This is a genomic window from Gemmatimonadales bacterium (genome assembly GCA_035502185.1).
Taxonomy (GTDB): Bacteria; Gemmatimonadota; Gemmatimonadetes; order Gemmatimonadales; family JACORV01; genus Fen-1245.
The window spans coordinates 1-11,589 of the sequence record DATJUT010000067.1; the positions used below are offsets into that span (position 1 = coordinate 1).

Annotated in this window: 14 protein-coding genes; 12 read left to right on the forward strand and 2 right to left on the reverse strand. The window is 73.2% G+C overall.

Features of this window, described 5'->3' with window-relative positions; translation table 11 throughout:
• Positions 1–91 precede the first annotated feature (91 nt).
• From tgt to VMF70_08970, 12 genes are all read left to right on the forward strand, one after another.
• Positions 92–1,225 (forward strand): tRNA guanosine(34) transglycosylase Tgt, encoded by a 1,134-nt coding sequence (gene tgt, locus VMF70_08915; protein HTT68136.1) that lies wholly within the window; start codon positions 92–94, stop codon positions 1,223–1,225.
• Positions 1,222–1,548, forward strand: a complete 327-nt coding sequence (yajC, locus tag VMF70_08920; GenBank protein ID HTT68137.1) for a preprotein translocase subunit YajC — start codon at positions 1,222–1,224, stop codon at positions 1,546–1,548. The genes tgt and yajC overlap by 4 nt, the downstream gene beginning before the upstream one ends.
• Positions 1,545–2,087 (forward strand): peptide deformylase, encoded by a 543-nt coding sequence (gene def, locus VMF70_08925; protein HTT68138.1) that lies wholly within the window; start codon positions 1,545–1,547, stop codon positions 2,085–2,087. The genes yajC and def overlap by 4 nt, the downstream gene beginning before the upstream one ends.
• Positions 2,088–2,094: 7 nt before the next feature.
• A complete protein-coding gene (gene fmt, locus VMF70_08930) occupies positions 2,095–3,018 on the forward strand; it encodes a methionyl-tRNA formyltransferase (protein ID HTT68139.1) in 924 nt (307 codons plus the stop codon).
• Positions 3,015–3,845, forward strand: coding sequence for a sulfur carrier protein ThiS (gene thiS, locus VMF70_08935; GenBank protein HTT68140.1), 831 nt, complete (start codon positions 3,015–3,017; stop codon positions 3,843–3,845). Before fmt ends, thiS begins: the two co-directional genes overlap by 4 nt.
• A gap of 73 nt (positions 3,846–3,918) precedes the next feature.
• Positions 3,919–4,710 carry a thiazole synthase gene (locus VMF70_08940; protein HTT68141.1) on the forward strand — a complete coding sequence of 264 codons (792 nt, stop codon included), beginning with the start codon at positions 3,919–3,921 and terminating at the stop codon, positions 4,708–4,710.
• 140 nt (positions 4,711–4,850) lie between these two features.
• Entirely contained in the window at positions 4,851–5,300 is a 450-nt protein-coding gene (locus tag VMF70_08945; GenBank protein HTT68142.1) for a PASTA domain-containing protein, read from the forward strand.
• A complete protein-coding gene (rpe, locus tag VMF70_08950) occupies positions 5,297–5,983 on the forward strand; it encodes a ribulose-phosphate 3-epimerase (protein HTT68143.1) in 687 nt (228 codons plus the stop codon). Before VMF70_08945 ends, rpe begins: the two co-directional genes overlap by 4 nt.
• Complete coding sequence (locus VMF70_08955; protein ID HTT68144.1) at positions 5,980–6,513, forward strand: TlpA disulfide reductase family protein; 534 nt, start codon at positions 5,980–5,982, stop codon at positions 6,511–6,513. Before rpe ends, VMF70_08955 begins: the two co-directional genes overlap by 4 nt.
• Position 6,514: 1 nt before the next feature.
• On the forward strand, positions 6,515–7,171 hold the full coding sequence (locus VMF70_08960) for a YbbR-like domain-containing protein (GenBank protein ID HTT68145.1): 657 nt from the start codon (positions 6,515–6,517) through the stop codon (positions 7,169–7,171).
• Positions 7,168–8,199: a tRNA (adenosine(37)-N6)-threonylcarbamoyltransferase complex transferase subunit TsaD gene (gene tsaD, locus VMF70_08965; protein HTT68146.1), complete on the forward strand. Its 1,032-nt coding sequence runs from the start codon at positions 7,168–7,170 to the stop codon at positions 8,197–8,199. The genes VMF70_08960 and tsaD overlap by 4 nt, the downstream gene beginning before the upstream one ends.
• Positions 8,196–9,026: a prolipoprotein diacylglyceryl transferase gene (locus VMF70_08970; GenBank protein ID HTT68147.1), complete on the forward strand. Its 831-nt coding sequence runs from the start codon at positions 8,196–8,198 to the stop codon at positions 9,024–9,026. Before tsaD ends, VMF70_08970 begins: the two co-directional genes overlap by 4 nt.
• A 217-nt stretch (positions 9,027–9,243) precedes the next feature.
• Here VMF70_08970 and VMF70_08975 read toward each other — a convergent pair whose 3' ends face one another.
• Together VMF70_08975 and acpS are read right to left on the reverse strand one after the other, a co-directional pair.
• Positions 9,244–11,091 (reverse strand): FTR1 family protein, encoded by a 1,848-nt coding sequence (locus VMF70_08975; GenBank protein ID HTT68148.1) that lies wholly within the window; start codon positions 11,089–11,091, stop codon positions 9,244–9,246.
• A 71-nt stretch (positions 11,092–11,162) separates the two neighbouring features.
• Positions 11,163–11,561: a holo-ACP synthase gene (gene acpS, locus VMF70_08980; GenBank protein ID HTT68149.1), complete on the reverse strand. Its 399-nt coding sequence runs from the start codon at positions 11,559–11,561 to the stop codon at positions 11,163–11,165.
• Positions 11,562–11,589 lie beyond the last annotated feature (28 nt).

Sequence of the window (11,589 nt, forward strand, 5' to 3'; positions counted from 1 at the left end):
TGCAGACTGAGAACTCGCAACCGCTCGCAACTCGGCGTCTCGCAACTGTTCTGAGTTCCGCAGGTCTGACCTCCGTTCGCCGTGAGGTTGCGTGTTCGAGTTCGAGATATCCGGAACGGACGGCGCCGCCCGCGCGGGCACCTGGCACCTCCCCCACGGCGACGTGCGGACGCCCTGTTTCATGCCGGTCGGCACGCAGGGCACGGTCCGCACGCTCTCGCCCCGCGACCTCGAGGCGTGCGGCGCGACGATGGTCCTGGCCAACACGTACCACCTCCACGTGCGCCCGGGGGAGGACGTCGTCGCGAAGCTCGGCGGCCTGCACCGCTTCATGGGGTGGCCCAAGCCGCTCCTGACCGACTCCGGGGGCTTCCAGGTCTTCTCGCTCGAGGGGCGGCGCCGGGTTTCCGAGGACGGCGTCGAGTTCCAGAGCCACGTGGACGGCGCGCGCCGCCAGCTCACGCCGGAGCGCGCGGTCGAGATCCAGTGGGCCCTCGGCGCCGACGTGGCGATGGCGTTCGACCACGTGATTCCCGGCCCCAGCGGCCACGAGGCCGCCCAGGACGCCGCCGGGCGGACGCTGCGCTGGCTGGTCCGCTGCCGCGACCGGTTCGCGGCGCTGGCGCGGGAGGCCCCGGAACGGCAGACGCTGGTGCCCATCGTGCAGGGCGGCACCTTCGACGACCTGCGCCGGGAGTCGCTCCGGGGGGTGCTGGACGCCGGAGAATGGCGGGCCCTCGCGGTCGGCGGCCTGTCGGTGGGCGAGAGCAAGCCCCGGATGGACGAGGTGCTCGCCGGACTGGAGCCCGTGCTCCCGCCCCGGGTCCCGCGTTATCTTATGGGCGTCGGGTTTCCCGGCGATTTCGTCGCGGCCCTCGCGCGCGGCATGGACCTGGCCGACTGCGTGGCGCCGACCCGCATGGGACGCAACGGCGCCGCATTCACGGACGACGGCCAGGTCAACATCCGGAACGCGCGGCACCGCGAGGACGACGCTCCGCTCGACGCGACCTGCGACTGCGAGACCTGCACCACGTTCTCGCGCGGGTACCTGCGGCATCTGTTCGCGGCGGAGGAGCTGCTGGGGCTGAGGTTGCTGTCGCTGCACAACGTGCGGTACCTGATTCGACTCGCCGCGCGCGCCCGGGACGCGATCCTGGCCGGGACCTTCGCAGGGTGGAGCCGCGCGTGGCTCGCCCGCTACGGAAGCAGGGAGCAGGCGTGAGATTGCCATTGTTCGCGATGGTCGGGTCGGGCCAGCAGAGCGGCGGCACGATCTCGGTGTTCGTCCTCCAGATCGCCGCGTTCATCGCGATCTTCTACTTCATCCTGATCCGCCCGCAGCGCCAGCAGCAGAAGCGCCACGAGGAGCTGCTGAAGCAGATCAAGCGCGGCGACGAGGTGGTCACCTCGGGCGGGATGGTCGGCGAGGTGGTGCACGTCAAGGACGACCGCGTGACGATCAAGAGCGGAGAGGCCAAGGTGGTGGTCGAGCGCCGGGCGATCGCGAAGATCAACGCTCCGGCCCAGGAGCCGGCGGCGACGTGAGCCTGCGGCAGCTGCACCTCCTGGGTTCACCCGTGCTGCGGCAGCGTGCGCACGAGGTCGCCGGCGTGGACGCCGGCGTGCGGGCGCTGGTGGCCGACCTGTTCGACACGATGCGCGCGGCGAACGGGGTCGGCCTCGCGTCGAACCAGATCGGCGTGGCGCGACGGGTCGCCGTGGTGTCGGTCGAGGGCGAGGGCGAGCACGTGCTCGTCAATCCCGTCGTCCTCGCCGGCGACGGCAAGCAGGTGGGCGAGGAAGGCTGCCTGTCGATCCCCGACATCTTCGCCGACGTCGAGCGGGCGCAGCACGTGGTGGTCGAGGCGCTGGACGAGGGAGGCGTGCTCCGCCGCATCGAGGCGACCGGCATGCTCGCGCGGGCCATCCAGCACGAGATCGACCACCTCGACGGCATCCTGTTCCTGGACCGGGTGGGACCGCTGAAGCGGCGGCGCCTGCTCGCCGACTGGAAGAAGTCGCGCAAGGGCGACACCGGATACCTCAAGGACGTCGTGCCGGAGGGTTCGGCCAAGCTGGGCTAGGTGATCCGTGCGGGTCCTCTTTTTCGGAACACCCGAGTTCGCGGTTCCTTCGCTCCGCGCCCTGATCGGCGAGGGGTTCGACATCGCCGCGGTGGTGACCCGCCCCGACCGCCCGACCGGGAGGCACCGCTCCAGCGTCTCGGCCTCGGCGGTGAAGACCGCGGCCCTCGCCGACGAGCTCGCGGTGCTGCAGCCGGAGCGGCCCTCGGCGCCCGAGTTCCTCGCCGAGGTGCGCTCGCTCGCGCCGGAGATCTCGATCGTCGCCGCCTACGGCCACATCCTGCCGCGGTCCCTGCTCGACGTGCCGCGGCGTGGGTCCGTGAACGTGCACGCGTCGCTGCTCCCCGCGCTGCGCGGCGCCGCGCCGATCCAGCGGGCGATCCTCGAGGGCTGCACCGAGACGGGCATCACGATCATGCAGATGGACGCGGGGATGGACACGGGGCCGATCCTGCATCAGGTGTCGACGCCCGTCGCCGCGGACGAGACCGGCGGCGAGCTGACGGTGCGCCTGGCCGAGCTCGGCGCGGAGGCCCTGATCGAGGCGCTGACCCTGGTGGAGGAAACGGGCCTCGAGCCGCGGCCGCAGGACCACGCGCGGGCCACGCTGGCGCCCAAGATCCGGCGGGAGGAGGAGCGCCTGGATTGGACCTGCCCCGCCGACGCGGTGGCCCGGAAGATCCGCGCGTTCGATCCCAAGCCCGGCGCGTGGACCACCTGCCGCGACAAGGAGCTGAAGCTGTTCGGCGGGCGGGCCGAGGACGCGAGCGGAGAGCCGGGGAAGGTCCTGGAGGCGGGCGATGGCCTGCGCATCGCCTGCGGCACCGGGACCGTGACCGTCACCGAGGTGCAGCCCGCGGGCCGCGCGCGCATGGCGGCGCGGGCCTTCGTCAACGGGCGGGGCGTCGCGGCGGGAGACCTGCTGCGATGATCGCGCGCCTGCCCCGGCTGCACGCCGTCACCGACGACCGGGTGGTCGGCGACGCGCGGCTCGTGGAGCGAGCCGCGGCGATGGCGGCGGTCGCCGGCCCCAGCCTGGGCGTCCACCTCAGGGCCCGGGCGCTCGAGGGCGCGGCGCTTCTCGCGCTGGCCCGGCGGCTCCGCGCCGCGCTCGGCGAGCACGGCAGCTGGCTGGTCGTCAACGGCCGGGCCGACGTGGCACGCGCGGCGGACGCCGCCGCGCTCGCCCTCGGGCGCAACGGCCTGGAGGTGCGCGACGCGCGCCGCGTGGCGCCCGGCCTGCCCGTCTCCCGCGCCGTGCATGGCGCGGCGGAGGCGCGGGCGGCCGAGGTGGAGGGGGCCGACTTCCTCGTGGCCGGCCCGGTGTTCGCGACAGCGAGCCATCCCGGCGCCGCCGCCGCCGGCCCCGCGCTGGTGGAGTCCGCGGCTTCGGGCGGGCTGCAGGTGGTCGCGATCGGCGGCCTCACGCCCCGCAACGCGTCGGCCGCGTTGCGCGCCGGGGCCTGGGGCGTCGCCGCGATCCGCGCGCTGTGGGACGCCGCCGACCCGGCGGAGGCGGCGCGCGAGTTTCTCGCGGTGCTGCCGGCCTCGACGTCGCTCGCCGTCACCGTGAACGGCGAATCGCGCGCCGTGGCCGAGGGTACCACGCTGCGCGGATTGCTGGAGCAGCTCGGCCTCGACCCGCGCGCCGTGGTCGTGGAGCACAACCGACGCATCGTGCGCCGCGACGGTCTCGCCGAGGCGGCGCTCGCCGGCGGCGACGTGATCGAGCTGGTCCATTTCGTGGGCGGCGGATGAAGGACGGACGCACAGGGGCACAGGCGCACAGACGCACGGACGCACAGTGAAAGAACGGACGATGACAACGACAGTGACGGCACCGGTCTTCCAGGACGCGCCGCTCGTGATCGGCGGGCGCACCTTCCGCTCCCGGCTCCTGGTGGGCACCGGGAAATACAAAGACAACGCCACGATGGTGCGCGCGCTGGACGCGTCGGGCACCGAGGTGGTGACCGTGGCGGTGCGCCGCGTCAGCCTCGACCGCAGCCAGGAAGAGGGCATCCTCTACCACCTGGATCCCTCGCGCTTCTTCCTGCTGGCGAACACGGCGGGGTGCTACACGGCCGAAGACGCGATGCGCTACGCGCGGCTGGCCCGCGAGGCCGGCTTCAACGAGTTCATCAAGTTGGAAGTGATCGGCGACCAGAAGACCCTGCTGCCCGACGTGGCGGGATTGCTCGAGGCCGCGCGGACACTGGCGAAGGAAGGCTTCACCGTGATGGCGTACACCAACGACGACCTCATCACGGCGTTGAGGCTCCAGGACGCGGGCTGCGCCGCCGTGATGCCGCTGGCCTCGCCGATCGGCTCGGGACTCGGCCTCCTCAATCCGTACACGATCCGCACCATCAAGTCGCGGCTCACCGTGCCCGTGATCGTGGACGCCGGCGTCGGGACCGCGTCGGACGCGTGCGTGACGATGGAGCAGGGCGTGGACGGGCTGCTGATGAACACGGCGCTCGCCGAAGCGCGGGATCCGGTGGTGATGGCGCACGCGATGCGCCTGGCGACCGAGGCCGGGCGCGCCGCCTGGCTCGCCGGGCGGATGCCGCGGCGCGAAGTGGCCATTCCGTCCAGCCCCACCACCGGGATGCTCTCGTAAGACGGCTGTTCGGTGGTGCGCGCCGCGCGGCGCCCGAAGGGGCCGCGCCGGAATCCGGGGGCGGCCGCCGGCCGAGCTGGCTCCGCCGGCTCGCCGTCCTGGTCGGCGGTGTCGCCCTCACCGCGCTCGCCGGCTATCTTGTGGCGGCGCTGCTGATCTTCCCCGCTCCGCTGCTCCCGAACGAGCGGCGGGTGCCGCGGGTCACGGGCACCGCGGTGGAGGCAGCCCAGAAGACGCTTCAGTCCGACGGCTTCCGGGCGGAGATCGCCGATTCCGCGCCGCATCCCACGTACGCGGCCGGCCTGGTGACGTGGCAGGATCCCTCGCCCGGCGTGGCCGCGCCGCGCGGCTCCGCGGTGGCGCTCACGGTGAGCGAAGGGACGCCGCGGCGCGTGGTGCCGAACGTGCAGGGGCTCGACCCGGACCTCGCGCAGCAGTTGCTGCTGGCGGCGGGGCTCACCCTGGGCACCGTCGACACCGTGCCCGGCACGCAGCCCGCCGGCACCGCCGCGGCGACCGAGCCGGCCGCCGGCGACAGCGTCGCGGCCGGCAGCAGCGTGCGACTCCACATCGCGAAAGGCCCCAGGTGACGGTCCGCATCGCTCCGAGCATCCTCAGCGCCGACCTCGCCCACCTGATGGACGAGGTCGAGCGCGTGCTCGCCGGCGGCGCCGACCAGATCCACGTGGACGTGATGGACGGGCATTTCGTGCCCAACCTCACGTGGGGCGCCCCGATCGTGGCGGCCCTGCGCCGGTTCACCGACGCGCCGCTGGACTGCCACCTGATGGTCGAGCATCCGGAGGCGTACATCGCGCCGTTCGCCGACGCCGGCGCGACGTTCCTCACCATCCACGCCGAGGCGACGGCGCACCTCGAGCGGCACCTGGCCGAGATCCGCCGCCACGGCATGCGTCCGGGCGTCGCGCTCAATCCGGCGACACCGCTCACGGCCGTCGAAGAGGTCGTGGACGAGCTGGACCTGCTGCTGGTGATGACGGTGAATCCGGGGTTCGGCGGCCAGGCGTTCTGGGATCCGGCGATCGACAAGGTGCGCCGGGCCCGCTCGCTCCTCGCGCAGCGCGAGAGCCGCGCCTGGCTCGAGGTGGATGGGGGCGTGGCGCGCGAGACGATTCCCCACCTCGCCGCGGCCGGCGCCGACACGTTCGTCGCGGGCAACGCGATCTTCACGGTGGCCGACGCGGCCGCCGAGGTTCGAGAGCTGCGGCGTCTGGCGGAAGCCGGCGCCGGCGGAAGGACGGTCAGGCAATGAAGACGCAGTGGATCGCCGTGGCGGTCGTGGTGCTCATCCTGGGCGCGGGCCTCGCCCTCGGGCTGAAGCTCAAGCCCGAGATCTTCCCCGTCGAGGTCGGTTCCTCGGCGCCCTCCTTCGTGGCGACCGACCTCGCGACGGGCAAGCGCGTGACCCTCGCCGACTACAAGGGCCAGGTGGTGCTGCTCAACATCTGGGCCACCTGGTGCGAGCCGTGCAAGGTCGAGATGCCCTCGCTCGAGCAGCTGCAGAAGGACATGGGGCCCCAGGGACTCAAGATCGTCGCGGTCAGCATCGACGAGGGTGGTCCGGACGTGGTGCGCCAGTACGCGCGCGACCTCGGCCTGACCTTCGCGATCCTCCACGACCAGTCCGGCCGGATCAAGACGATCTACCAGACCACCGGCGTGCCGGAGTCCTTCGTGATCAATCGCGAGGGCCGGATCGAGAAGAAGGTGATCGGCGCCACCGACTGGGACGCCACGGTGAACAAGGACCTCATGCGCCGCCTGCTGGCGCAGCAGGGCTGAGGTGTCGGTCCGGGAGGCGATCGTCCGCCACTGGCCACTCAAGCTGGCGGCGCTTGCCCTCTCGGTGATCCTGTGGGTGGTGGTGGCGCTGGAGGAGCCGGCCACCCATCTCGAAGACGTCCGGCTGGAGCTGTCGCTCGCGCCCACCGCGGCCCTGGCCCAGCCGCTGCCGCCCGTCCAGGCGCTGATCGCCGGTCCCCGCGGCGAGTTCCTGAAGCTCGGTGTCAGCGCCCTGGTGATCCGGGCGACCATCCCCGACTCCGCGGCCGGCAGCCATCACCGGCTCGCGATCTCCCCGGGCGACGTCGAGCTGCCGCGCAACGTCAAGGTATCGGTGCAGGAGGTGCTGCCGCGCGAGGTGGACGTCGTCCTCGACCGCCGCGCGCAGCGCACCGTCCCGGTGGCCGTGCGCGCGGTCGTGGAGCCCGAGTCCGGCTATGCGCTCGACGGCCCCGTGACGGCGGTGCCCGCCGCCGTGCGCGTCAGCGGGGCGATCTCCGTGTTGGGCGGACTGGACTCGATCGCCACCGAGGCGCTCCAGCTCAAGGGCGTCACGGGCGTCTTCGCGCGCACCGTCGCGCTCGACACGACCGGCCACGCGGTGCTGCAGATCGCGCCGCTCGCCGTCACGCTCTCGGGCAAGACCAAGAAGACGTGAACGTCCTCGGCATCGAGACGTCGTGCGACGAGACGTCGGCCGCGGTCGTCGCCGGCGGCGACGGCACCGCGCGCGCCCTGTCGTGCGTGATCCTCTCGCAGGACGTGCACGCCGTGTACCGCGGCGTCGTGCCGGAGCTCGCCTCCCGGGCCCACCTCGTCGCCGTCGGCCCCGTGGTCGACCGCGCGCTCCTGGACGCGGGCGCGGCGCTCGCCGACGTGGATCTGATCGCGGTCACGGAGGGTCCGGGACTGATCGGCGCGCTGCTGGTGGGCGTCAGCTACGCCAAGGGACTGAGCCTCGCCACCGGCCGGCCGCTGGTGGGCGTCCACCACCTGGAGGCGCACCTGTTCGGCACCTCGCTCGACCACCCCGCGGCGGTGCCGCCCTTCACCGCGCTGATCGTCTCCGGCGGGCACTCGCTGCTGCTCGACGTCCCCGCGTGGGGCGACTACCGGCTGCTCGGCGAGACGCGCGACGACGCGGTCGGCGAGGCGTTCGACAAGGTGGGCGCGCTGCTCGAGCTGGGATACCCGGGCGGCCCCGCCGTCGAGCGGGCGGCCGCAGGCGGCGACCCGGCCCGCTTCCGCTTCCCGCGGCCGATGCTGCATGCGGGGCAGCGGCCCGGTGACGCCGACTACTTCGACCTGTCGATGAGCGGGCTCAAGACGGCGGTCATCCACGCGGTGAAAGCGTCGCGCGACCCGGCGGCCGACCGGCCCCACCTCGCCCGCGGCTTCCAGGACGCCGTCATCGACGTCCTGGTGGCGAAGACCCTGCGGGCCGCCGAAGCGTGCGGCCGCCGCCGCGTCGTGCTCGGCGGCGGCGTCGCGTGCAACCGCGCGCTCCGGGCCGCCCTGGCCGCGGCGCTCGCCGCGCGGGGCACCACCCTGCACGCCCCCTCGCCCCGCCTTTCGACCGACAACGCCGCAATGATCGCCCGCGCGGGGCTGTTCCGCGCCGCCGACGCCGGCCGGCCCGTGGACGCGGCGGCCCGGCTCCCCTTTCCAGGTCTGGTGCGCGCATGACCGTCTACCCGCTGCTCATTCACCTCGGTCGCTTCACCATCACCGGCTACGGCATCATGATGATGGTGGGCTTCCTCGTCGCCGGCTGGATCTACGCCCGCGAGCTCAAGCGCCGTGCCCTGGATTCCGCGATCGCGTGGGACACGGTCGTCATCGCCGTCGCCGGCGGCCTGGTGGGCTCCAAGATCTACTTCGCCATCGCCATGGGGCGGATCAGCGCGATCTTCTCGCGCGGCGGACTGGTCTGGTACGGAGGCCTGGCCGGCGGCACCCTCGCCGTGCTGGCCTACCTGTGGCTGCGGAAGCTGCCGGTGCGGGTGCTGCTGGACACCATCGCACCGTCGCTGGTCGTGGGCTATCTGCTGGGCAGGGTCGGCTGCTTCATGGTCAACGACGACTACGGCCTGCCCTCGCGCCTGCCGTGGGCGGTCGCGTTCCCGCAGGGCTCGCCCCCATCCACCGCCGCCGTGCTGAGCCAGCAGTTCCACGCCACCATCCCGGCGGGCGCGCACCCCGGCGACGTACTCACCGTCCACCCCACGGAGCTCTACGAGATCGCGCTCAGCTTCGTCGTGTTCGCGCTCCTGTGGCGCCGGCGGGAGCACCGCCACGCCGCCGGCTGGCTGTTCGGGGCCTGCCTGGTGCTGATGGCCACGGAGCGGATCATCGTGGAGATCTTCCGCGCCAAGGACGATCGCGTGCTCGGCGCCATCACCGTCGCGCAGATCCTGAGTGCGGGGCTGATCGCCGTCGGCGTGGTGACGATGCGACGCCTCGCGACGCCCGAGGCCACGCCGCCGCCGCTGCCGGACCGACCAGTCTCTTGACAGCTGTAGTGATTCTCGACAGTCGGAAGCCGGTCGGCGGCTGCAGTTCTGCACATCACAAATCGATCTAACCGTTCCAATTCCAAGCGCTTACGTCCCACATGGGCCGTAGGCACGGCCTATGCTCTTATCGAGGGCAAAGAAGGACTTCCGGTGGCGATGGAGTTCCTGAGGGGGGCGTCGCCCCGGCATCCACGGTAGCCTGCCTAGCGGCAGGCTATCGTGCTTTCCGGGAGCTGCGGCCCTCCGCGGCCGAATCGCTGCGATCGGGCTCGGCCGCGGCGGGGGCGCGGCTCTCGCGACGCCGTGCCAGCCACCAGACGCCCGCCGCCAGCACGCTCGCGACGATCAGCCCCTGGACCACCAGCGTCTGCACGGTCGGGTAGATGCCGAAGAAATCGCTCCGCGGCGCTCCCGGCACGAGCGTGGACGGAACGTACCCGCCCTCCTGCAGCTCCTTCACGCCGGTGCCCGCGAATACGAACGCCATGAGCAGCAGCGTCGCCCCCGTCACGGCGAAGAACGGCCGCAGCGGGATCCGGACGCCGAACTTCTCGATGCTGACGTAGGCGGCAACCAGGGCCACGCCACCCAGCACCAGGCCCAGCGTGATGGGAGCCGCGCCCGCGGCGCCGCCGCTCACGTACAGCGCCTTGTAGAACAGCACCGTCTCGAATCCTTCGCGGTAGACGGCGAGGAAGGCCACCGCCGCCAGCGCCAGGCCGCTGCCGCTGGCGGCGGCGCGCTCGACCTTGTCGCGCAGGAAGCGCTGCCACACCGCCACCCCGACCTTCGAGATCAGCCAGTACGAGACGTAGAAGAGGACGACGGCGGCCGCGAGCATCACGAGGCCCTCGAGGGCTTCGCGCTGCGCGGCGCGTCCCTCGAGCAGCCATTCCAGCAGCGCGGCCGTGGCGAAGCTCGCCAGGATGGCGAGTCCCACACCCCAGCGCACGCTGTCGCGCTGGCCCGCGGTGCCGCTCCGCAGGACGACGGCCATGATGGCGGCGACGATCAGAATCGCCTCGAACCCCTCGCGCACGATCAGGAGGAAGCTCTCGGCCAGGAAGCCCCAGCTCGTCGCTCCGCGACCGAGCGCAGCCTCGGCCGAGTCCACGGTCGCGGCGAGCTCGGCGTACCGCGCCGCGAGCCCCGGCTCCGCCGCCTGCGCGGCCTCGCGCAGGGCCGCGAAGCGGGCCTCCGCGCGGGAGGCGAGACCGGCGTTCGCGATCCGGACCCTGCCCTCCACGCTCTCGAACTCCAGATAGGCGTCGAGCACCCGGTCCGCCGCCTGCCTCGCCTCCCCACGGCGCGCGAGGTCCATCGCCCCGGCGAGCGTCGCCCGCACCGTCCCGAAGCTGACGGCGTCGGCGCCGTTCCCGGTCCGGCGCGCCAGGGTGTCCGAGAGGGCGACGACGTAGGCGACCACATCCCAGCGATCCTCGCGCGAGAGCACCGGCTCGAAGGCGGGCATCGCGGTCCCCGGCACGCCATAGGTCAGCCGGCGGAAGTAGTCGAGCGGCCCGGGCGGCCCCGCCGGCGCAGGGGCGACGAGATCGGCGGGTGGCGGCGTGAGGCCGGCCGCCGCCGGCCCGTCGCCCCGACCGCCGGCGCCGTGACACTGGGCACACCGGGCCGCGTAGATGCGCTCGCCCGCCGCGAGGGACGGGCCGCGCGACGCTCGCTCGTCTTCCGATGCCCCGACGGCGCCCGCCAGCCGGCCTTCCAGCGCGGCGGCGTGAGCCGCGACCGAGTCCGCGGGCGCGTCCGCGTCCAGCAGGCGTGCGATGGCACCCAGCTCGACCGCGACGTCCCGCGCCAGCACCGGAGCCAGCCCTCCCACGGCGCGACGCGCCTCGCCGATGAACAGCCGGGCCTCGTCCGCTTCCTCGCGCCGCGTGATCGCCCCGCCCTGCCACGCCAGCGCGTACTCCTCCGCCGCGAGGTGGGTGGTGGCGACGATGCGCCGGGCGGCCTCGCGCGCCTGGGGCGAGGTCTGGGTGGCCGCGACGGGGAGATGCCGACTGAGCGAAGCGAGCAACAGAACGGCGGCGGCTCGACTCAACAAGCGGGACTCGATCTCAGGCTGGGGTAGGCCGCAACGTAGCCCGGCGTTCCGGGTCCTGCAACTCGACCTTATTCGAGGACCACGACCGCCGCCGCGACGCCTCCGGCGTGGGTGAGCGAGAGGTGACAGCGCGTGGCGCCCAGCGCCTCCATGCGCCGCTGCGCCGCCCCGTGGAACACGAGGTCGGGACGGCCGTCGGCGGCGCGCCGCACTTCCAGGTCCTGCCAGCCGATCCCGCTCGCGCCGAAGTCGCCGGCCAGGGCCTTGTAGGCCGCCTCCTTGGCGGCGATGCGCGCCGCGAGATGCAGCGAGGCCTGGGCGTACTCGGCCGCGCGCTCGCGCTCGGCGGCCGTGAACAGCCGGCGCAGCGCGCGCTCGCCGTGGCGCGAGATCATCGCGTCCACGCGCGAGGCCGGCACCAGATCGATCCCTACGCCGAGGACGCCCACGTCGGTCCCTTCGCGCACCGCGCCGCGCCGCGGCCGCCGCTCTCGA

Coding starts and splice junctions, on each gene's coding strand:
- VMF70_08955 (HTT68144.1), top strand. CDS start 5,980: ATGAAGACGCAGTGGATCGCCGTGGCGGTCGTGGTGCTCATCCTGGGC.
- thiS (HTT68140.1), top strand. CDS start 3,015: ATGATCGCGCGCCTGCCCCGGCTGCACGCCGTCACCGACGACCGGGTG.
- VMF70_08970 (HTT68147.1), top strand. CDS start 8,196: ATGACCGTCTACCCGCTGCTCATTCACCTCGGTCGCTTCACCATCACC.